The organism is Pseudomonas sp. H11T01 (assembly GCF_048515765.1).
In the GTDB taxonomy this organism is placed as follows: domain Bacteria; phylum Pseudomonadota; class Gammaproteobacteria; order Pseudomonadales; family Pseudomonadaceae; genus Aquipseudomonas.
This window is the reverse complement of record NZ_JBLYED010000001.1, coordinates 258,206-277,919: the sequence shown is the minus strand read 5'-3', so window position 1 is coordinate 277,919 and position 19,714 is coordinate 258,206. Positions and strand designations below refer to the sequence as shown.

Sequence of the window (19,714 nt, the reverse complement as noted above, 5' to 3'; positions counted from 1 at the left end):
TAATTCAACGAAGCCCTGAATCAGGGCTTCACCTCACTCAATACCCCAGTGACAGGCCCGTGCCACGCCGCGGATCGTTCGCGCCGTAGAAGCGGTTTTTGCCGACCGGTGTGCCATCGAGTGAAGGCGCTCCAACCAAAATCGCCGCGACATGGTTGGCGTCCTGCGGGCCCTTGAATTTTTGTCCCCAGCTTTCGAGGATTTTCTGGGTGTCAGGGCTGACGGCGAACGCTTCGAGGTTGGTCTCTTCCGGCAACCACTGCTGATGGAACCGTGGCGCATCGACGGCTTCCTGAATGTTCATCTTGTAGTCGATGACGTTGAGGATCGTCAGCAAGGTCGCGGTGATGATCCGGCTGCCGCCTGGCGTGCCGACGACCATGACAGTTTTGCCGTCTTTGGTGACGATGGTCGGGCTCATTGAGGACAGCGGTGCTTTGCCTGGGGCGATAGCGTTCGCTTCCCCTTGCACAAGGCCGTACATGTTGGGCACGCCCACTTTGGACGTGAAGTCGTCCATTTCGTCGTTGAGGATGATGCCGGTCTTGCTGGCCATGACGCCTGCACCAAACCAATCGTTGAGGGTGTAGGTCACCGAGACTGCGTTACCCCATTTGTCGACGATCGAGTAGTGCGTGGTGTTGCTGCCTTCGTGCGGCGCGACCCCAGGTTTGATATCGCGGGAAATACCAGCTTTTTGCGGATCGATTGCGGCGCGCAGCTTCGTTGCGTAATCCTTGTCCAGCAGATGCGCTATTGGGTTTTTGACGAAGTCGGGGTCGCCCAGATAGCTGTTGCGGTCGACATAGGCGTGGCGCATGGCTTCGATCTGATAGTGCAGTCCCTGAGCCGAGTGATAGCCCAGGCTTTGCATCGGATAGCCTTCGAGGATGTTCATGATCTCGCAAATAATCACCCCGCCCGAGCTCGGTGGCGGCGCAGAGACGACGTGGTAGCCACGGTAGTCGCACTCGATCGGCGCGAGTTCGCGGGTCTGATATTTGTCGAGGTCGGCTTGCGTGATGAGGCCCTTGCCGGCCTTGCTTGAGTCGACGATGGCCTGGGCAACCCAACCCTTGTAGAAGCCGTCGGCGCCTTTACTGGAAATTTCCCGTAGGGTCGTGGCCAGGTCTTTTTGCACCAGCTTCTGGCCGACCTGCATCGGCTCGCCTTTGCTCAGGAAGATCGAGCCCGAGTCGTGCATGTCTTTCTTGAAGACGTCCGTCGCGGTTCCGAGCAGATCGACATCGCCCTGTTCAAGCACGAAGCCGTCCTCGGCGTACTTGATGGCCGGCGCGATGACGTCGGCACGCTTCATCGTGCCGTATTTCTTCAGCGCCAGCTCCATGCCGGACACGGTTCCTGGGACGCCGACGGCCAGGTGTCCCTTGGTGCTCAGGTCCGGGACGACATTGCCATCCTTATCGAGGTACATGTTCGCGGTGGCGGCCAGGGGCGCCTTTTCGCGGAAGTCGAGGAAGGTCTTGCGGCCATCGGCCAGCTGAATCGTCATGAACCCGCCGCCGCCAATGTTGCCCGCAGCGGGGTAGACCACCGCCATCGCATAGCCGACCGCCACTGCGGCATCGACTGCGTTGCCGCCGTCCTTGAGCACGTCGACGCCGATGCGGGTGGCCAGATGTTGGGCCGTGACCACCATGCCGTTTTCGGCAGCGACCGGGGCTTGCGAAGCCGCCTGCGCGCAGGTGAAACCAAGGGCGAGTGCCGACGCAATAAGCGATTTGGCAAAGGGTTCGAATGTCATGAGTCGATTCTCTTGTTTTAAGGTCGGGGAGAGTCGTGTCAGGTAGCCGACAGCCAATAGACTGTAGGACAGTTTTCGCTTTCCCGATCCGCAAACGTCAGAGCAGGTGATTGGGCGCCAGCCCCTTGCCCGAATGTCTAGGCATCCGTTGTTTTGTAGTAATTTGTAGCTATAAGCGGTAAAAGCCGGCCGATCTCCTTCTAACGAAGGAGATCGGTGGCGTTCTACCGTTAAATCGTTAAACTCCCACGGCCATCCAATAACTCCACTGAGGCCGTGTGCATGAAATTTCGTTTTCTTCTCTGGATGCTGGGCCTGTTAATGGGCAAAGCCAGTCGTAATAACCCGGCGTTTCAGCAGCAGTTGGGCGACAAAGAACTGGTGTTCCAGTTGCAGACCCTCGACGGCAAAGTTGCCCGTCACTTCTTTGTCAAAGACCAGCGTATTACCAGCAGTTCGGGTGTTTACCCGACGCCGGCATTTGCCATTGCCTTTAAAGACGCCGCGTACGGCTTTGCCACGATGCAGGCGAAAAACAAGCAACTGGCGTTCATGACAGGAATTCAGGACAAGTCGATTCAGATCAAGGGCAACCCGGCGCTGGTGATCTGGTTCCAGGGGTTGACCAAGTATTTGAAGCCGAGGAAGGCCAAGGCTTGAGACTGGTCTGTTAGACCGAGTTGGATTCATCGCGAGCAAGCTCGCTCCCACAAGGTTTTGCGTCGATCACAAGAGTGTGATCTGACGCAGTTCCAGTGTGGGAGCGAGCTTGCTCGCGATAGCAGTATTACAGGCGCCGCATCAACCCTGGGTGAACTGTGAAGCCAGCTCGCGCAACAAGGCTTCGGCTTCGAGGACTTTGGTGACGACGTCTTCGGCTTTGTCGCGGGTCAGGCCCAGGCGTTCGAGCAAGGCGTCGGGGATTTCTTCGTCGGGGCCGGAGCCGATGCCGTGGCTGCGCAGCAAGCGTACGGCAAGGCACACCAGGTTCGGGTATTCGGCATGGTCGCCGTCGTAGCCGGGGTCATGCTGAAAGCGCAGGGCGGTGGACAGTTCTTCCGGCATGTCCCAGTAGCGCATCAGCCAGGCGCCGATCTGTTCGCGGCTGATGCCCAGCAGGTGTTGCTCGACATAGCTGTGGCACAGGTGCGGGTTGACCTCCAGATGGCGGCAGATCAGCGAGAAGTGCGGCGGGAAGACGTGGGCCAGCAGCAGATAGCCAAAGTTGTGCAGCAAGCCTGCAAGGTAGGTCAGGCCGGCTTCCGGGCGCTGGGCGCGAGGCATGGCGCGGGTCAGGCCTTCGATGACCGCTGCGGTGTAGATCGACTGTTGCCAGTAAGGCGTGGTGTGTTGCGGATGGTCTTTGGGCAGGCTTAGGGTTTTACCCAGGGCCAGGCCCAGCGCCAGGTTGATCACCAGATCGAAACCGAGCACGCGAACGATCGCGTCTTCCACTGAACGAATCTTGCCCGGCGAGGCGTAGTACGGTGACCCCGCCCAGCTCACCACTTGCGCGGCCAGGGCCGGATCGGTCTCTACCACGCCGGTGATGTCGTCGATGGTGGCGTTGGGGTCGACCCGCAGTTTGATGATCTTCTGCGCCGTCTCGGCCAGCGGTGGAATCTCGATGGTCTCTTCCAGTCGCTGCTGAATCCTTCGGGCGGTGAAGGCCTGCACTGCCTGGGTGATTTCCTCGCGGTCATCGTGGGGGCGGTCGAGGTTGGGGCGGATCGTGTTCAGGGCTTCGCCGAAGTTCGCGGCGCTGGCTTTGGTCAGCATGCTTTTGAAGGCTTCGCTGGAGACTTCCAGCAGCACGCCCGGCTCGCCCGAGTTGATCAGTAGACTCGGTTCGCGCAGCAGGCTTTCTTCATAGAGGCAGGGTGAAGTGGTGAGGGCAGGCAGGCCGGGCAGCAGGCTCAGGTTGTGTTTGCCGAGCATGCGCTCCAGGCGATCGAGGGGCACTGCGGTCAGGCGTCGACCGGTCAACTCGGCGAGGCGGTTGAGGTCCAGCAACTGGCTCTGTGGAAACAGCACCATGAGCGCGCCGACGGCGTCGTCCAGCAGAACGGCCTGAACCTTGCGCGCGGCAGGAAGGCCGGGGTGCTCAAGCACTTCGTTATAGCTGATGGCCAGCTTGCCAAGCAGCATCCGGATAACAGACGGAGCGTGCGGTGCTTCGGTAGCGAGGGCAACTTCGGTCATGGTCTGTATCCGTTTTTTTACAATTCAACCAGTATAACCAGCTTGTTTAAGGTGCTGGCCCATTAACTGACACACTGCTCACACTTGGCCGTATTGCTGCCCATGACGTAGCCAGCGCTCCAGGAGCGGGCTGACATGTTGCGGCCAGCGTTCGAGCAAGGCTTGGGCGGCATCGCGTACGGCGGGCAGCAGATCGGCGTCGCGCATCAGGTCGGCAACCTTGAATTGCAGCAGGCCGGTTTGCCGGGTGCCGAGCATCTCGCCGGGGCCGCGCAGTTCGAGGTCCTTTTCGGCGATGATGAAGCCGTCGTTGGTCTCGCGCATGATGCCCAGACGCTGACGGCCGATTTGTGACAGCGGCGGATGGTAGAGCAGCACACAGTGGCTGGCGGCGCTGCCCCGGCCAACCCGGCCGCGCAATTGGTGCAGTTGCGCAAGACCCAGGCGCTCAGGGTTTTCGATGATCATCAGGCTGGCGTTGGGCACGTCGACACCGACTTCGATCACCGTGGTCGCCACCAACAATTGCAAGGCGCCGGCCTTGAACTCGGCCATGACCGCGGCCTTCTCGGCGGGCTTCATCCGCCCGTGAATCAGTCCGACCCGTAACTCGCCAAGGGCACTGGTCAGGTCTTCGTAGGTGGTTTCGGCGGCCTGGCACGTCAGCTCTTCGGACTCTTCAATCAGCGTGCACACCCAATAGGCCTGACGACCCTCGGCGCAGGCAGCGCGCACGCGTTCGATGACTTCGATACGCCGGGTATCTGTGATCAGCACCGTGTTCACCGGCGTCCGGCCGGGCGGCAGTTCGTCGAGGATCGAGGTGTCGAGGTCAGCGTAAGCGCTCATGGCCAGCGTGCGCGGAATTGGCGTGGCCGTCATGATCAACTGGTGTGGACACATCCGGCCGCCCACGCCTTTCTGACGCAGGGCCAGACGCTGCTGTACGCCGAAGCGGTGCTGCTCGTCGATGATCACCAGCGCCAGGTTCTTGAACTGCACTTCGTCCTGGAACAGCGCATGGGTGCCGACCACCATTGGAGCGCCGTTGGCGATCTGCTCCAGTGCCGCTACGCGGTTTTTGCCTTTGAGCTTGCCGGCCAGCCAGGCAGTTTCGATGCCCAGCGGCTGAAGCCAGCGCGTGAAGTTGATGAAGTGTTGCTCAGCGAGAATTTCGGTCGGTGCCATCAAGGCGACCTGATAGCCAGCCTCCAGCGCCTGCAAGGCGGCGAGGGCGGCGACCACGGTTTTGCCGGCGCCGACATCGCCCTGAATCAGCCGCAGCATCGGTTCGGGCTGACTGAGGTCGTAGGCGATTTCATTGCCGACCCGTTGCTGCGCGCCGGTCGGCGGGAAGCCCAGGTTGGCCAGGTATTTCGCTGGCAGCACTTTGGCTTTTGGCAAGGCCGGTGCACGCTGGGAGCGCAGACTCTCACGCAGGCGCTGCTGAGACAGTTGATGGGTCAGCAGTTCTTCAAACGCCAGACGGTGCTGCGCCCAGTGATGACCCAATGCGAGCTCATCGACATCGGCATCCGCCGGTGGGTGGTGCAGGTAACGAATGGCATCGTCCAGCGGCGCCAGCTGATAGTCGCGCGCCAGTTCTTCCGGCAGCCAGTCGGGCAGGCTGCTCGGGCCGAGCAGGGCCAGGCTTTGCTGACAGAGTTGGCGCAGGCGCTGCTGGGTCAGGCCTTCGGTGAGCGGGTAGATCGGCGTCAGGGTTTGATCCACCGGCGGTGGTTCGTCGCCGTTGATGGCGCGGTATTCCGGGTGATAGATTTCCAGCCCCGACGCGCCGGGCCGGGCCTCGCCATAACAGCGCACACGGGTGCCGCGTTTGAGGCCTTCTTTCTGCGCGTTGCTGAAATGGTAGAAGCGCAGACTGAGCCCGCCGGTACCGTCCTGCAGGCGCACCAGCAAGCTGCGACGCTTGCCCATGACCACGTCGGCGCCGCTGACGGTCCCTTCGATCACCGCATCCTGACCCGGCCGCAGTTGGCCGATCGGCACCACGCGGGTGCGGTCCTGATAGCGCATTGGCAGGTGAAACAGGACGTCCTGGAGATTCTCCAGTCCGACCTTGGCCAGTTTCTCGGCCATGGCTTCACCGACGCCCTTGAGCGCCGTGACCGACACCTTCGACAGCTCAGTCATTGTGGTTACTTAGCTCGCTGCTGGCGGCTTGGCCACCGAGCACAGACGGATCGAATCAGCGAGGATCTCAATCGCTTTTGGGCGTGGAAAGCTGGCGCGCCAGGCGATCGCCACGGTGCGGAACGGCACGGGTGGGCTCAGCGGACGTACTTCGATTACGCCGGGGGCGTAGTGATGGCTGTCCACCGCCGAGAGCGGCAGGATCGAGATGCCGAGGCCGGAAGCGACCATGTGCCGAATGGTTTCCAGGGAGCTGGACTCGACCGTGGTGTGCTTGGCGCCGTCGCTGCCCTTTAGGGTCGGGCAGGCCTCGAGTACCTGATCGCGGAAGCAGTGACCTTCGCCGAGTAGCAGCAGGCTCTTGTCGTTGAGCAGGCTGGCGTCGATGGTTTTCTTCTCGGTCCATGGGTGCGAGCTGGGCATCAGCACGTAGAACGGCTCGTCGTAAAGCTGCAGGGTCAGCACGTCGGCTTCGTTGAACGGCAGGGCGATGATGATCGCATCCAGCTCGCCGTTGCGCAGTTTGTCGCGCAGGACGTGGGTGAAATTTTCTTCGATGTACAACGGCATCTGCGGGGCGACCCGGTGCAGTTGTGGAATCAGGTGCGGGAACAGGTACGGGCCGACCGTGTAGATCGCGCCGACTTTCAGTGGGGCAGTCAGCTGGTTCTTGCCGGCCTGGGCCAGTTCGCGTATGCCTTGGGCTTGTTCGAGAACCTTCTGGGCCTGGGCGACGATGCCTTCGCCGACGGGCGTCAGGCGCACCGCGCTTTTGCTGCGCTCGAAAATCAGCACACCGAGCTCGTCTTCAAGCTTCTTCACACCTACCGAAAGCGTCGGCTGGCTGACGTGGCAACGCTCGGCCGCATGGCCGAAGTGTTGCTCTTGGGCGAGGGTGACGATGTAGCGTAATTCTGTGAGAGTCATAGCGGCGTCCATGAGGTTGCGGGCCAAGCATACCGGCTGCAATCGATAGACGCACGTTATCAGACTGGGTGAGGAATGCGACACTGGGTAATGCATGTTTGGCGGTGGCGGATATGCAAAAGGCACCTTTCGGTGCCTTTTGATCTTCAGCGGTGGCGTTTTTCGATGTTGTAAACGAACGGCGCAACGATTTCGATCGCGCCATTGTTCAGCATGTCGGCCGGCGGCTTGGGCAGCGGTTGGGCACGGCGGATCATTTCCAGGGTGGCCCGGTCCAGATCGGCATTACCCGAACGCCCTACCAATTCGTAGGACAGCACGTTGCCTTCAGCGTCGACCACGAAGCGCAGTCGGTTCATACCTTCCTTGCCGCGCGATTGAGCGCCGGGCGGGTACTTCTTGTACTTCGCCAGATGCGCGAGCAGCGTGCCTTGCCAGCTTTCCTTGGCAGCAGTTTGCGCTGCGGTAGGGCCGGGTGTCGGCTGCGCGGACTTGTTCGTCTGTGCAGGCGTCGGCGGTGCGTCGCTAGGCTTTTCCTCGGAAGGTTTTTCCTTCGGCGTCTCCGGCTTTTTCTCTACGGGCTTGGGCGGTTGCGGCTTTGGCTTGGGTTTGACCGGCTTGGGCACGGAGATGGTCGGTTTCGGCGCCTCCGCGAGTTTTGGCAACGGCAGTTCTTCGACCGGGGTCGGTGGCTGCGGCGGCGTCACAACTTTCGGCGGTGCCGGTGGTGGCGGTGCCGGAACCGGCGCCAACTCGACCATCATCGCCATCGGTGGCAGTTCGACCGGCGGTGACGACGACCAGTTGAGCGCGAGGAGAATCGCGGCCGCGTGGACGCCCAGCACCACTGCCAGGCTACCGCTGTAACGCGTCAGCTTTTGGCGCGTCGTGATCATTTCTTGGCTGCCGTCTCAAGTCCGACCAGGCCGACTTTCAGGTATCCGGCTGCCCTCAGAGCATCCATCACACTCATCAAGTCGCCGTAGTCCACGCCTTTATCGGCCTGGAAGAAGATCGTCGTGTCCTTCTTGCCTTGAGTCTTGGCATCAAGGGTGGCGCCAAGGCTTTCAGCCTTCACTTCGTCTTCACCAAGGAACAGTCGCTGATCGGCCTTGACGCTGAGGAACACTGGCTTCTCTGGCCGCGGTGCCGGTTTGGCGCTCGAGGCAGGCAGGTCGACTTTAATGTCCACAGTCGCCAGCGGTGCTGCCACCATGAAGATGATCAGCAGCACCAGCATCACGTCGATAAACGGCGTGACGTTGATTTCGTGGTTCTCGGCGAGATCGTCGTCAGCGCCTTCTTTCAAATGCAGGCCCATGGCCGATTACCCCACTTTCACCATGTGCGGTTGCGAGCTGCGCTCGGGCGGCAGGTGGTCGAGGTCGCGGCTGACCAGCAGCAGGACTTCTGCCGACGCATCGGAAACCTGCGCCTTGTAGCCGGCGATGGAGCGGGCGAAGACGTTGTAGATCACCACCGCCGGGATCGCTGCCACCAGACCCAAAGCAGTCGCCAGCAGGGCTTCGGCGATACCGGGAGCCACGACAGCGAGGTTGGTGGTTTGTGTTTTTGCGATGCCGATGAAGCTGTTCATGATGCCCCACACGGTACCGAACAGGCCGACGAAGGGCGCAGTAGAACCGATGGTTGCCAGCACGCCGGTGCCACTGCTCATGTTGCGGCCACAGGCCGCAACCAGACGCTCAAGGCGGAAGGCGACACGCTCTTTGATACCTTCTTTTTCACGGCTGTTGGCCGACAGGCGCATTTCTTCCAGAGCGTCGTGGACCAGCAGGTTGGCGAGGGTGCCTGACTGGGTGGCGGTTGCGCTGGCTTCTTTAAGGGTGGTGGCTTTTTTCAGGTGGGCGATTTCACTGCGCAGGCGACGCTTGGCGCCCAGCAGTTCAAAGCCCTTGGCGATCCAGATGGTCCAGGTGATGATCGAGGCGATGGCCAGACCGATCATCACGATTTTTACGATAATGTCGGCGTTCTGGTACATGCCCCAAGGCGACAAGTCGTGAGCCATGCCCAGCGAGTTGTCCGCCTCGAGTACTTCAGGTTGGCCTTCCAGGGTTGCGCCGTCGGCAGCCGGAGCCGGGTCGGCAGCGACCGGGGTCACAACCGCAGCGGCATGATCAGCGGATGCGGTGGCATGCACAGGCTCTTCGGCAAACGCGGCGGTCGGTGCCAGCAGCAGGCTGAACAGCAGCGCTGTTACCATGCGCCAGGCGCGCGGTGGGCTAGGAAGCGTGGTAGGCAAAGCGGGGAGTTGATTGCTTGTCATGCTGACCGGACCTAAGAGGGAAAACGGTAAATGTCCTTCCAGGCCTCGCAGGGCCGAGAACAAAGTGGCGTGCATTATTGCAATTAATTCTTGTTAACAAAAGTAATAGAGTCTCTTTTTTATTTGATTATTAGCTGATCGTCCATTGTCGACGCTAGGCTGGGCTTTTCTGAAAGGAGTTTTGTGATGTCCACCCCTTCTGTTTTGATCGCCGGCTGCGGTGACGTCGGTAGCCGTTTGGCCACTCAACTACTGGCCGGGAATTGGTTGGTTTATGGGCTGCGGCGGAACATTTCGCGCTTGCCGGTCGGTGTCGTGGGGGTAACAGGCGATCTGTTCAATGAGCAATGCCCGGCCGACTGGCCGACTGCGAAAGTGGATTACCTGGTGTATTGCGCTGCTGCCACTGAACACGACGAGGCTGGTTATCGCGCGGCCTACGTCGAAGGCCTGCAGCATGTGCTGGGCTGGTTGAAGCAGTGTGGCCAGCAGCCAAAGCGTTTGCTGTTTGTCTCCAGCAGTAGCGTGTATGGCCAGCAGACGGGCGAATGGGTCGACGAAAGTTCGCCGACCGAGGCCAGCGGTTATTCCGGACGTTTGATGCTGGAAGCCGAGCAAGTGGCCTTGCACAGCGGCATACCGGCCAGTCTGGTGCGCTTGACGGGTATCTATGGCCCAGGCCGTGAGCGCCTGCTGACTCAGGTGCGTCAGGGCTATCGTGTCGCTATCGATCCACCGCTGTATGGCAACCGGATTCACGTCGACGATGCGGCAGGTCTGCTGGCGTTCCTGCTACAGGCGGATCATCGGGGCGAAGTGCTGCAGGACTGCTACATCGGTGTCGACGATACGCCTGCGCCGCTGGCGGAAGTGGTCGGTTGGTTGCACGAGTATCTGGGTGTCACGGAGTGGGCGGCCGATGCCAGCGTCCGCCGCAACGGCAGTAAGCGTTGCAGCAATGCCCGGGCGCGGGCGTTGGGTTGGGAGCCGCGTTATACGAGCTTTCGTGAAGGGTATGTGGCGATTCTTGAAGGGCGCTGCTGAAGGTCAATCGCCACACACACATTTGGATTGTGTTGATATCAGGGTTGGATCACTGCTTCTCGAGCAGCCACTGACGATTGCCCGGCGTGAACGAAGGCATCTCGTCCGCCTGAGCAGTGTTGATCGTTTGGAATATTTCCAGCTGTTTGCCCTTGCGCGCGAAAATCCAGGTATTGCCCTGGCCATTCTGTTGCAGCCAGATGTTGTCGTTGCCGCCACTCATGGAGGCGCAGTCGCCGGCAAGACAAAGGGCGTAGCGGTCGCTGCCCGGCAGCCCGCTCACCTGGCCATCGGCCTGGAACTGAACAGTATTGCCTTCACCCGGGCCGTTGACGACTTTCCAGCTGCCACCCATATAAGCGGAGTACAAGGCTCGCTCGAAGCTGGCGCCAATCGGTGCGCCTTCGGGAACCGTGCCTTGGGCTGGATGGAAAACCTGTTCCGGTTCGGAGTCGTTCGCCACCTGCAGCAGTCGCTTGCCGTCACGACTCAGCTCGCTGGCGGAACCGCCATAAAAGTCGATCTTCCAGGCGCCGGATTTTTCACCCAGCAGCTTGCCGTCGACATTTTCAAAACCATTGGTGTATCGCGCCTGACCGGCTTTGGTATTGATGTCCCATTCCAGGTTTGGACCGTAGGCCTGGAGGGCTTCACGCAAGGGGCCGCCTTTGGCAGCGGCATCGATTGCTACCTGGTTGATCCAGGTGCCACTGATGTCGCGGTCGGCGGGATTGCTGGCACAGCCGCCGAGAAAAATGGCAAGCAAAGAGAGAGCAAGCGCTTTGCGCATGACGGAATCCTTTCAAAACGGAATTGGCGCAGCGCGGCGGCTGCGCCAGGACGTGTACCAGTTACTCGATGACGAGAATGGCGTCCATCTCAACCTGCGAGCCTTTTGGCAGTGCAGCGACACCGATGGCGGCGCGGGCAGGGTAAGGCTGGTCGAAATACTTGCCCATGATCTCGTTGACCTTTGCGAAGTGGCTCAGGTCGGTGAGGAAGATGTTCAGTTTGACGATGTCTTTGAACGAACCACCGGCAGCTTCAGCCACGGCTTTGAGGTTCTCGAAAACCTGAACGGTCTGGGCTTCGAAGCCTTCGACCAGTTCCATGGTTTTTGGGTCCAGAGGGATTTGACCGGACATGTAGACAGTGTTGCCAGCCTTGATCGCCTGGGAATAAGTACCGATGGCGGCAGGTGCTTTATCGCTGGTGATAACAGTCTTGGTCATTTATGACTCCTTGTAATGGGTTGGGCTATTTGGGCGAGCTATGCACGCATACGGGTGATGCGGGTGACCCCGGTCAGGGCGCGCAGTTTTTTGATCACGCGGGCCAGATGCACTCGGTCGTGCACGCTGACCACCAGTTGGACCACGCTGATACGACCATCGCGCTCATCCATGCTGATTTTTTCGATATTGCCGTCGGCCGCGTTGACGCTGCTGGCCAGCAGGGCAATCAGGCCGCGCTGGTGTTCCAGCTCGACACGCAGTTCGACGTTGAATTCGCCGGTGACATCCTTGGCCCAGGAGAGCTGGATGCATTTTTCCGGGTTGTGGCGGATTTCGCTGATATTGCGGCAGTTGTCCAGGTGCACCACCATCCCTTTGCCTGCGGACAGGTGGCCGACAATCGGGTCGCCAGGGATCGGCGTGCAGCATTTGGCGTAACTGAGGACCAGGCCTTCGGTGCCGCGAATCGCCAGCGGACCTTCGCTGCTCGGTAGCTGCTCGCCTTCACCGATCAGGCGGCGGGCGACGACGTAGGCCATGCGATTGCCCAGGCCGATGTCTTCCAGCAGGTCTTCGATCACCTCGAGGCGGTACTCGTGGAGCATCAACTGGATGCGCTCGGCCGGGACTTTTTCCAGCGAGCTGTCGAAACCGTTGAGCACCTTGTTCAGCAGGCGTTCGCCGAGGCTGATGGATTCGGAACGGCGTTGCAGTTTCAGTGCGTGACGAATATGCGTGCGGGCCTTGCCGGTGACCACGAAATTGAGCCAGGCCGGGTTTGGTCGCGCGCCCGGAGCACTGACGATCTCCACGGTAGAGCCGCTTTGCAGGGGTTCGGACAGTGGCGCCAGGCGACGGTTGATCCGGCAGGCGATGCAGCTGTTGCCGACGTCAGTGTGTACCGCATAGGCGAAGTCGACTGCGGTGGAGCCTTTGGGCAGCTCCATGATCCGGCCTTTGGGCGTGAAGACGTAGACCTCGTCCGGGAACAGGTCGATCTTCACGCTTTCAATAAACTCGAGGGAGTTGCCGGCGCGTTGCTGCATTTCCAGCACGCCCTTGACCCATTGCCTAGCGCGAGCATGAGTGCCTTTTGGCTGCTCGTCGCCAGTGGATTTGTACAGCCAGTGGGCGGCAATGCCGTTGTTGGCCATCTCTTCCATTTCACGGGTGCGGATCTGGATCTCGATCGGTACGCCGTGCATGCCGAACAGCGTGGTATGCAACGACTGATAGCCGTTGGCTTTAGGGATCGCGATGTAATCCTTGAAGCGCCCCGGCAGCGGTTTGTACAAATTATGTACAGCGCCGAGCACTCGGTAGCAGGTATCGACCTTGTCGACGATGATGCGGAACGCGTAGACGTCCATGATCTCGTTGAAGGCCCGACGCTTGCCGCGCATCTTCTGGTAGATGCCGTAGATGTGTTTCTGCCGACCGCTGACCTCGCCCTGAATGCCGTCGATGGCCAGGCAGTGGCTGAGGGATTCTTCGATCTTGTTGACGATTTCCTTGCGATTGCCCCGGGCGCGTTTGACCGCCTGGTAGATCCGCGCGGAACGCATCGGGTGCATGGCCTTGAAGCCGAGATCTTCGAACTCTATGCGGATGCTGTGCATGCCCAGGCGGTTGGCGATGGGTGCATAGATTTCCAGAGTTTCCTTGGCAATCCGCCGGCGTTTTTCGCCGGACAGCACTTCCAGGGTCCGCATGTTGTGCAGGCGGTCGGCCAGCTTGACCAGGATCACGCGAATGTCGCGGGCCATGGCCATGGCCATTTTCTGGAAGTTTTCGGCTTGGGCTTCGGCTTTGGTCTCGAAGTTCATCTGGGTCAGTTTGCTGACCCCATCGACCAGTTCGGCCACGGTTTCACCGAACTGCGCCGAGAGCGCTTCCTTGGCAATACCGGTGTCTTCAATCACGTCATGCAGCATGGCCGCCATCAGGCTCTGATGGTCCATATGCATGTCGGCAAGAATATTCGCGACCGCTAAAGGGTGCGTGACGTACGCCTCGCCGCTACGGCGGCGTTGGCCGTCGTGGGCTTGTTCGGCGTAGAAGTACGCTCGGCGAACCAGGTTGACCTGGTCCGTGCCGAGATAGGTCGATAAGCGATCGGCGAGGGCGTCTATGCTCGGCATGATGACTCCTGCCGATGGCTGTGACCCTGCGCCGTGCTACGTCGACCAGGCATAGGCTTAGACGGCCTCGTTGGACTCGTCCTCGAACGCCGCGAACAGCGGTTCGTCTTCAACGATTTCTGCTTCAGCGATGACTTCATAGCTCATCAGGCCTGCTGCGATTTCGCGCAACGCCATAACTGTAGGTTTGTCATTTTCCCAGGCCAGCTTTGGCTCTTTGCCGCCGGTCGCCAATTGACGAGCACGTTTGGTAGAGAGCATGACCAGCTCAAAGCGGTTAGCCACGTGATCTAGGCAGTCTTCAACGGTTACGCGGGCCATGGTATTCCTCGTAGCAAATGCAATATGCGCGCTGCCCGGATGGGCGAGCGGACTCAACAGTTTAAAAAATCACCAGCGTTTAGGGAAGCGCTGATTTTCCGCCAAGCTCTCCGGCGCGCTACAAGTGCCAATGTAAAGCCCTTGCAACGGTTTTGGGAAGTGCTCTTTAGCCCAACAGTTCAGCCAGTAATTTGCCGAAACGTTGCTGCTGACGCTTTTGATGGAGCTGGTTGGCCCGGAAAATCGCTTTCAGATCGTCCAAGGCAGTAGCGAAATCATCGTTGATGATCAGGTAGTCGTAATCGACGTAATGACTCATCTCGCTGACTGCTTCGCGCATCCGGCCCTCGATGATTTCATCGCTGTCCTGCCCACGGTTGGTCAGGCGTTGACGCAAGGCCTGCTGGGACGGCGGCAAAATGAAGATCGAGCGAGCCTGGGGCATCAACTTGCGCACTTGCTCCGCACCTTGCCAGTCGATTTCCAGAATCAGGTCATGGCCTTCATCCAGGGTTTGCTGCAAATGGCTCTGCGAAGTGCCATAGAGGTTGCCGAACACTTCGGCTCGCTCAAGGAAATCACCATGCTCGATCATCCGCACGAACTCGGCGCGGTCGACAAAGTTGTAGTTCACCCCGTCGACTTCACCTGGACGCATGGCGCGGGTGGTGTGGGAAACCGACACGCGAATTTGCGGCTGCGCGTCGATCAGGGCCTTGACCAGGCTGGTCTTGCCCGCGCCTGAGGGGGCGGAAATGATGTAGAGGGTGCCAGTGCTGTGGGTCATGTCAGGGGAGCCTTACTCAATATTCTGCACTTGTTCGCGCATCTGCTCGATCAACACCTTGAGGTTGACCGCAGCCTGAGTGCTACGCGGGTCGAAGGCTTTGGAGCCTAGTGTATTGGCTTCGCGGTTGAGCTCTTGCATCAGGAAGTCCAGGCGCCGACCGGCGGCGCCGCCGGATTTGAGTACGCGGCGAACTTCGATGATGTGGGTGCTCAGCCGATCCAGTTCTTCAGCCACATCGCTCTTTTGCGCGAGCATGACCATTTCCTGTTCCAGGCGCTGCGGGTCCAGCTCGGCCTTCATATCGGCGAAGCGGTCGAGGACTTTCTGACGCTGGGTCGCGAGCATTTGCGGGACCAGCTCACGCAGGGTCACCACATCTTCTTCTATAGAACTCAGACGCTCATTGATCAGGCGGGCCAGCTCCGCGCCTTCGCGCTCGCGGCCGCTCTTGAGCTCTTTCAAGCCCTGGTTGAATAGGGTCAGGGCTTCGGCGTTCAGTGCTTGCGGGTCGGTCGCGTCGGCCACCAACACGCCCGGCCAGGCCAGTACTTCCAGTGGGTTCAGGGCAGCAGGGTGTTTGATCAGGCTGGCCACGGTCTCTGCCGCAGCGACAAGCTGGGCTGCGCGTTCGCGATCAACCTGCAACGGCTTGCCCGTGGTTTCTTCGGTGAAACGCAGGGTGCATTCGAGTTTTCCGCGGGATAAGCCCTGACGCAGTGCTTCGCGTACAGCGCCTTCGAGGTCGCGAAAAGACTCTGGCAGACGCAGGTGCGGTTCCAGGTAGCGGCTGTTGACCGAGCGCAACTCCCAGCTCAGGGTGCCTTGGGCGCCGGCTTTTTCGACGCGGGCGAAGGCGGTCATGCTGTGCACCATGGAGGTACCTCGCGATTCGGACCTGCTGCAAACCCAAGGGGTTTCAGCGGGTCTGATGGATAAATTAAAGCCGACAGGCTGCAAAGGCGCAGGATTGTAACGCAGTGCAGCGAATGCTCCCAAACTGTGCGTGTGACAAAGGGCTGCAGCTGGTCGGCGGTCGGCGCCAGAGCCTTGTTCAGAGCCATCGGTCGCGGCGCAGGTTTTTTAGAAGTGCCCAGTCGGTGCTGCGGGCTCTATAATGCTCGGCAGATTTCCGTCCCCGTACAGGTGTTCCCCTATGAAACGTCCAAGTGGTCGCGCCGCCGATCAGCTCCGCTCGATCCGCATCACCCGCAACTACACCAAACACGCCGAGGGATCTGTACTGGTCGAATTTGGTGATACCAAAGTGATTTGTACGGTCAGCGTCGAAAACGGCGTACCGCGTTTCCTGAAAGGCCAGGGCCAGGGTTGGTTGACGGCTGAGTACGGCATGCTGCCGCGCGCCACTGGCGAGCGTAACCAGCGTGAGGCGAGCCGTGGCAAACAAGGCGGTCGTACGCTCGAGATCCAGCGTTTGATCGGTCGTTCCCTGCGCGCTGCGCTGGACATGTCCAAGCTGGGCGATGTCACCTTGTTCGTCGATTGCGATGTGATCCAGGCCGATGGCGGCACTCGCACCGCGTCGATCACCGGGGCCATGGTTGCACTGATCGATGCCTTGAAAGTGATCAAGAAGCGTGGCGGCCTGAAAGGCGGTGACCCGCTCAAGCAAATGATCGCTGCTGTTTCGGTGGGTATGTACCAAGGCGTGCCGGTGCTCGATCTTGACTACCTGGAAGACTCGGCTGCCGAGACTGATCTCAACGTCGTGATGACCAGCACCGGCGGCTTCATTGAAGTTCAGGGTACTGCCGAAGGCGCGCCGTTCCAGCCTGAAGAACTGAACGCGATGCTGGCATTGGCGAAGAAAGGCATGAACGAGATTTTCGAGCTGCAAAAAGCTGCACTGGCTGACTGATTGCCCCGACATCCAGCAAGGAGAGCGCCATGAGTGACGAACAACTTCCACTGCCTATGCCGAGCCAGGAGGTTCGCCAATGGGCGATGTTTTGTCACTTGTCCGCCTTGCTGGGGATCTGGATTCCTTTCGGTACGCTGATTGGGCCGCTGATTCTCTGGCAGATGAAGCGCGAGATGGACCCGTTCATCGATGCGCAGGGCAAGGAAGCACTGAATTTTCAGATCACCGTCGCCATCGCATCGGCCATCTGCTTTTTGTTGATGGTGCTGATAATCGGGTTCTTCCTGTTCGGGCTGGTAGCGATTGGTGCCTTGGTGCTGGCGATTATCGGCGGCATCAAGGCCAATGAAGGGGTGCCGTATCGCTATCCCTTCACTTGGCGCCTGATCAAGTAAAATTGACGCCCACAAAAAAGCCGACATTGCTGTCGGCTTTTTTGTGGCTGCGAAAAGACGCTTAGATGGTCAGCGTCCAGTCGTAATCCACGATCAAGGGTGCGTGCTGCGAGAAGCGTGGCTGACGTGGCAGGCGTGCACTACGTACGAAGCGACGCAGGCCCGGTGTCAGCAGCTGGTAATCGAAGCGCCAGCCCAGGTTGAGCATCTCGGCCTGTTCGTTGTCCGGCCACCAGCTGTACTGATCGCCTTCACGACTGACTTCACGCAGGGCATCGACATAACCCATGTTGCCGACAATCTCGTCCATCCAGGCCCGTTCAGGCGCCAGGAAACCTGGAGATTGCTGGCTGTCGCGCCAGTTTTTGATATCCAGCTTCTGTTGCGCCACGTAGAGCGAGCCACAATAAATGTACTCGCGACGTTTGCGCCGCTGTTTATCCAGGTAACGAGCGAAGTCGTCCATAAGCTTGAACTTCTGGTTCAAGTCTTCATCGCCGTTCTGCCCTGATGGAAGCAGCAAGGTCGCGATGCTGACCTTGTCGAAATCGGCTTGCAGGTAGCGCCCGTAGCGGTCTGCCGTCTCGAAACCAAGACCGCTGATGACAGCCTTCGGTTGCAGCCGCGAATACAAAGCCACGCCACCTTGGGCAGGGACTTCAGCTTCGCAGGCATAAAGGAAGTAGCCATCCAGTTGGAAGGCTGGGTCGTCCAGTTCAAAGGCGGAGGCGCGGGTGTCCTGCAGGCAGATGACGTCGGCGTTCTGTGCTTGCAGCCAACTGAGCAAACCACGCTCGACTGCAGCCTGAATACCATTGACGTTCACACTGATGATCCGCATAAATGGCCCCAAAAATCACGTGCGTGTATGATACCCGAGGTCTACCTAATTAGCTAAATCCGTGATATTGGGGCTTTTTTCATGCAGGCGTATCAGCGCGATTTCATTCGTTTTGCCATCGATCGCGGCGTTTTGCGCTTCGGTGAGTTCACCCTGAAGTCCGGGCGTACCAGTCCTTACTTCTTCAATGCCGGCCTGTTCAACAGCGGTTCGGCCCTGGCTCAGCTCGGGCGTTTTTATGCTGCAGCCATCGTCGAAAGCGGCATTTCCTTCGACGTGCTGTTCGGTCCGGCCTACAAAGGGATTCCTTTGGCGGCCACGACGGCCGTGGCGTTGGCGGAACATCATCAGCTCGATCTGCCGTGGTGTTTCAACCGCAAAGAAGCCAAGGCTCATGGCGAAGGCGGCAGCCTGGTTGGCGCTCCACTGGCGGGTGATGTGCTGATCATCGACGACGTCATCACTGCCGGTACTGCGATTCGCGAAGTGATGCAGATCATTCAGGCTCAGGGTGCCAAAGCTGCCGGTGTACTGATCGCTCTGAACCGCCAGGAGCGCGGCAACGGTGAGTTGTCGGCGATCCAGGAAGTGGAGCGTGACTTCGGTATTCCGGTGGTCAGCATCGTGTCCTTGACCCAGGTTCTGCAGTTCCTGGCTGATGATCCGCAGCTCAAGCAGCATCTGCCAGCGGTCGAAGCCTACCGCGCGCAGTACGGGATCTGATCTTCGCCAGGATTTGAACCGCAATAAAAAAGGCCCCGCTCAGCATGCTGAGCGGGGCCTTTTGTTTTCATCGCTTAGTGACGCTTGCGATTGCTGATCAGTGTGCCTACGCCGGTATCGGTGAAGATTTCCAGCAGCACCGCGTTAGGTACGCGACCGTCGATGATGTGCGAGGTGGTCACACCGCCTTGCACCGCTTCCAGTGCGCAACGGATCTTCGGCAGCATGCCGCCGTAGATGGTCCCGTCTGCGATCAACTCATTGACCTGCTCGGTGGTCAGGCCGGTCAGGACTTTGCCTTGCTTGTCCATCAAGCCGGCAATGTTGGTCAGCAGCATCAGTTTCTCGGCTTTGAGGGCCTCAGCTACCTTGCCAGCCACCAGATCGGCGTTGATGTTGTACGACTCGCCATCGGCGCCGACACCGATAGGTGCGATGACCGGGATGAAATCACCTTTGACCAGCAGGTTCAGCAAGTCGGTATTGATCCCGACCACTTCGCCTACATGGCCGATATCGATGATTTCCGGAGTGGTCATTTCTGGTGTTTGACGGGTGACCGTGAGCTTTTTCGCGCGAATCAGCTCAGCGTCCTTGCCGGTCAGACCGATGGCGCTACCGCCGTGGCGGTTGATCAGGTTGACGATGTCTTTGTTCACCTGGCCGCCGAGGACCATTTCCACGACGTCCATGGTTTGCGCATCAGTGACGCGCATGCCATCGACAAAATGGCTCTCGATCGACAGCCGCTTGAGCAGATCACCGATCTGCGGGCCGCCGCCGTGAACGACCACCGGGTTAATACCCACGGCCTTCATCAGCACGATATCGCGAGCAAAGCCGGTTTTCAGCTCGTCGCTTTCCATAGCGTTGCCGCCATATTTGATCACCAGCGTCTTGCCAACGTAGCGGCGAATATAAGGCAGCGCTTCGGATAGAACCTTGGCGGTGTTGGCGGCGGCATCGCGTTCGAGGGTCATTCAGGGCTCCGGTGAAACTATCTAGTC

Annotated in this window: 20 protein-coding genes; 5 read left to right on the top strand and 15 right to left on the bottom strand. The window is 59.6% G+C overall.

The features are described 5' to 3' along the window. Window positions 1-37 precede the first annotated feature (37 nt). Complete coding sequence (ggt, locus tag ACN1C3_RS01375) at window positions 38-1,765, bottom strand: gamma-glutamyltransferase (RefSeq protein ID WP_419113986.1); 1,728 nt, start codon at window positions 1,763-1,765, stop codon at window positions 38-40. A 282-nt stretch (window positions 1,766-2,047) separates the two neighbouring features. On the opposite strand from ggt, the gene ACN1C3_RS01370 reads away from it, so the two are divergent. After that, window positions 2,048-2,425 (top strand): helicase, encoded by a 378-nt coding sequence (locus ACN1C3_RS01370; protein WP_419113985.1) that lies wholly within the window; start codon window positions 2,048-2,050, stop codon window positions 2,423-2,425. A gap of 141 nt (window positions 2,426-2,566) precedes the next feature. Here the strand turns inward: ACN1C3_RS01370 and ACN1C3_RS01365 are convergent, their stop codons facing one another. The 6 genes from ACN1C3_RS01365 to exbB form a co-directional block, all read right to left on the bottom strand. Further along, window positions 2,567-3,967, bottom strand: coding sequence for an aminoacyl-tRNA deacylase and HDOD domain-containing protein (locus ACN1C3_RS01365; protein WP_419113984.1), 1,401 nt, complete (start codon window positions 3,965-3,967; stop codon window positions 2,567-2,569). 78 nt (window positions 3,968-4,045) lie between these two features. Then, window positions 4,046-6,121, bottom strand: coding sequence for an ATP-dependent DNA helicase RecG (recG, locus tag ACN1C3_RS01360; protein ID WP_419113983.1), 2,076 nt, complete (start codon window positions 6,119-6,121; stop codon window positions 4,046-4,048). A gap of 9 nt (window positions 6,122-6,130) precedes the next feature. Next, entirely contained in the window at window positions 6,131-7,048 is a 918-nt protein-coding gene (locus tag ACN1C3_RS01355) for a LysR substrate-binding domain-containing protein (RefSeq protein WP_419113982.1), read from the bottom strand. Between the two features lie 146 nt (window positions 7,049-7,194). Then, window positions 7,195-7,944, bottom strand: a complete 750-nt coding sequence (locus ACN1C3_RS01350; RefSeq protein WP_419113981.1) for a TonB family protein — start codon at window positions 7,942-7,944, stop codon at window positions 7,195-7,197. Beyond that, the gene (gene exbD / locus ACN1C3_RS01345; protein WP_419113980.1) at window positions 7,941-8,369 is read right to left on the bottom strand and encodes a TonB system transport protein ExbD; all 429 of its coding nucleotides are present in this window, start codon (window positions 8,367-8,369) and stop codon (window positions 7,941-7,943) included. The genes ACN1C3_RS01350 and exbD overlap by 4 nt, the downstream gene beginning before the upstream one ends. Before the next feature lie 6 nt (window positions 8,370-8,375). Continuing rightward, window positions 8,376-9,338, bottom strand: coding sequence for a tonB-system energizer ExbB (gene exbB, locus ACN1C3_RS01340; RefSeq protein ID WP_419113979.1), 963 nt, complete (start codon window positions 9,336-9,338; stop codon window positions 8,376-8,378). 186 nt (window positions 9,339-9,524) lie between these two features. Between exbB and ACN1C3_RS01335 the strand changes: the two genes are divergently transcribed. After that, entirely contained in the window at window positions 9,525-10,382 is an 858-nt protein-coding gene (locus ACN1C3_RS01335; RefSeq protein WP_419113978.1) for an SDR family oxidoreductase, read from the top strand. Between the two features lie 49 nt (window positions 10,383-10,431). Here ACN1C3_RS01335 and ACN1C3_RS01330 read toward each other — a convergent pair whose 3' ends face one another. The 6 genes from ACN1C3_RS01330 to ACN1C3_RS01305 all read right to left on the bottom strand — a co-directional run bounded on the left by ACN1C3_RS01330 (window position 10,432) and on the right by ACN1C3_RS01305 (window position 15,742). Then, complete coding sequence (locus tag ACN1C3_RS01330; RefSeq protein WP_419113977.1) at window positions 10,432-11,172, bottom strand: hypothetical protein; 741 nt, start codon at window positions 11,170-11,172, stop codon at window positions 10,432-10,434. A 61-nt stretch (window positions 11,173-11,233) separates the two neighbouring features. Next, entirely contained in the window at window positions 11,234-11,614 is a 381-nt protein-coding gene (locus tag ACN1C3_RS01325; RefSeq protein ID WP_003229509.1) for a RidA family protein, read from the bottom strand. Window positions 11,615-11,652: 38 nt separating this feature from the next. After that, a complete protein-coding gene (gene spoT / locus ACN1C3_RS01320) occupies window positions 11,653-13,758 on the bottom strand; it encodes a bifunctional GTP diphosphokinase/guanosine-3',5'-bis pyrophosphate 3'-pyrophosphohydrolase (protein ID WP_419113976.1) in 2,106 nt (701 codons plus the stop codon). Window positions 13,759-13,815: 57 nt separating this feature from the next. Beyond that, complete coding sequence (rpoZ, locus tag ACN1C3_RS01315) at window positions 13,816-14,079, bottom strand: DNA-directed RNA polymerase subunit omega (protein ID WP_150640823.1); 264 nt, start codon at window positions 14,077-14,079, stop codon at window positions 13,816-13,818. Between the two features lie 166 nt (window positions 14,080-14,245). Beyond that, window positions 14,246-14,866, bottom strand: coding sequence for a guanylate kinase (gmk, locus tag ACN1C3_RS01310; RefSeq protein ID WP_419113975.1), 621 nt, complete (start codon window positions 14,864-14,866; stop codon window positions 14,246-14,248). Between the two features lie 12 nt (window positions 14,867-14,878). Beyond that, window positions 14,879-15,742: a YicC/YloC family endoribonuclease gene (locus ACN1C3_RS01305; protein ID WP_419113974.1), complete on the bottom strand. Its 864-nt coding sequence runs from the start codon at window positions 15,740-15,742 to the stop codon at window positions 14,879-14,881. Between the two features lie 280 nt (window positions 15,743-16,022). On the opposite strand from ACN1C3_RS01305, the gene rph reads away from it, so the two are divergent. Both rph and ACN1C3_RS01295 read left to right on the top strand, forming a co-directional pair. Then, on the top strand, window positions 16,023-16,745 hold the full coding sequence (rph, locus tag ACN1C3_RS01300; protein WP_419113973.1) for a ribonuclease PH: 723 nt from the start codon (window positions 16,023-16,025) through the stop codon (window positions 16,743-16,745). 29 nt (window positions 16,746-16,774) lie between these two features. Continuing rightward, a complete protein-coding gene (locus tag ACN1C3_RS01295; RefSeq protein WP_419113972.1) occupies window positions 16,775-17,143 on the top strand; it encodes a DUF4870 domain-containing protein in 369 nt (122 codons plus the stop codon). A 61-nt stretch (window positions 17,144-17,204) separates the two neighbouring features. On the opposite strand, the gene ACN1C3_RS01290 is transcribed toward ACN1C3_RS01295, so the two are convergent. Beyond that, window positions 17,205-17,984, bottom strand: coding sequence for an exodeoxyribonuclease III (locus ACN1C3_RS01290; RefSeq protein ID WP_007934608.1), 780 nt, complete (start codon window positions 17,982-17,984; stop codon window positions 17,205-17,207). A gap of 81 nt (window positions 17,985-18,065) precedes the next feature. Here ACN1C3_RS01290 and pyrE point away from each other — a divergent pair, with 81 nt between their 5' ends. Further along, window positions 18,066-18,707: an orotate phosphoribosyltransferase gene (pyrE, locus tag ACN1C3_RS01285; protein ID WP_419113971.1), complete on the top strand. Its 642-nt coding sequence runs from the start codon at window positions 18,066-18,068 to the stop codon at window positions 18,705-18,707. Window positions 18,708-18,781: 74 nt separating this feature from the next. On the opposite strand, the gene argB is transcribed toward pyrE, so the two are convergent. Further along, entirely contained in the window at window positions 18,782-19,687 is a 906-nt protein-coding gene (argB, locus tag ACN1C3_RS01280) for an acetylglutamate kinase (RefSeq protein ID WP_419113970.1), read from the bottom strand. Window positions 19,688-19,714 lie beyond the last annotated feature (27 nt).

Bases quoted from the DNA above. Each gene is read 5' to 3' on its own strand.
- ACN1C3_RS01305 (WP_419113974.1), bottom strand. From the start codon at position 15,742: ATGGTGCACAGCATGACCGCCTTCGCCCGCGTCGAAAAAGCCGGCGCC.
- ACN1C3_RS01370 (WP_419113985.1), top strand. From the start codon at position 2,048: ATGAAATTTCGTTTTCTTCTCTGGATGCTGGGCCTGTTAATGGGCAAA.
- ACN1C3_RS01335 (WP_419113978.1), top strand. From the start codon at position 9,525: ATGTCCACCCCTTCTGTTTTGATCGCCGGCTGCGGTGACGTCGGTAGC.
- argB (WP_419113970.1), bottom strand. From the start codon at position 19,687: ATGACCCTCGAACGCGATGCCGCCGCCAACACCGCCAAGGTTCTATCC.
- ACN1C3_RS01290 (WP_007934608.1), bottom strand. From the start codon at position 17,984: ATGCGGATCATCAGTGTGAACGTCAATGGTATTCAGGCTGCAGTCGAG.
- ACN1C3_RS01325 (WP_003229509.1), bottom strand. From the start codon at position 11,614: ATGACCAAGACTGTTATCACCAGCGATAAAGCACCTGCCGCCATCGGT.
- ggt (WP_419113986.1), bottom strand. From the start codon at position 1,765: ATGACATTCGAACCCTTTGCCAAATCGCTTATTGCGTCGGCACTCGCC.
- rpoZ (WP_150640823.1), bottom strand. From the start codon at position 14,079: ATGGCCCGCGTAACCGTTGAAGACTGCCTAGATCACGTGGCTAACCGC.
- ACN1C3_RS01365 (WP_419113984.1), bottom strand. From the start codon at position 3,967: ATGACCGAAGTTGCCCTCGCTACCGAAGCACCGCACGCTCCGTCTGTT.
- exbB (WP_419113979.1), bottom strand. From the start codon at position 9,338: ATGACAAGCAATCAACTCCCCGCTTTGCCTACCACGCTTCCTAGCCCA.
- ACN1C3_RS01330 (WP_419113977.1), bottom strand. From the start codon at position 11,172: ATGCGCAAAGCGCTTGCTCTCTCTTTGCTTGCCATTTTTCTCGGCGGC.
- ACN1C3_RS01355 (WP_419113982.1), bottom strand. From the start codon at position 7,048: ATGACTCTCACAGAATTACGCTACATCGTCACCCTCGCCCAAGAGCAA.
- spoT (WP_419113976.1), bottom strand. From the start codon at position 13,758: ATGCCGAGCATAGACGCCCTCGCCGATCGCTTATCGACCTATCTCGGC.
- rph (WP_419113973.1), top strand. From the start codon at position 16,023: ATGAAACGTCCAAGTGGTCGCGCCGCCGATCAGCTCCGCTCGATCCGC.
- recG (WP_419113983.1), bottom strand. From the start codon at position 6,121: ATGACTGAGCTGTCGAAGGTGTCGGTCACGGCGCTCAAGGGCGTCGGT.
- ACN1C3_RS01295 (WP_419113972.1), top strand. From the start codon at position 16,775: ATGAGTGACGAACAACTTCCACTGCCTATGCCGAGCCAGGAGGTTCGC.
- gmk (WP_419113975.1), bottom strand. From the start codon at position 14,866: ATGACCCACAGCACTGGCACCCTCTACATCATTTCCGCCCCCTCAGGC.
- ACN1C3_RS01350 (WP_419113981.1), bottom strand. From the start codon at position 7,944: ATGATCACGACGCGCCAAAAGCTGACGCGTTACAGCGGTAGCCTGGCA.
- pyrE (WP_419113971.1), top strand. From the start codon at position 18,066: ATGCAGGCGTATCAGCGCGATTTCATTCGTTTTGCCATCGATCGCGGC.
- exbD (WP_419113980.1), bottom strand. From the start codon at position 8,369: ATGGGCCTGCATTTGAAAGAAGGCGCTGACGACGATCTCGCCGAGAAC.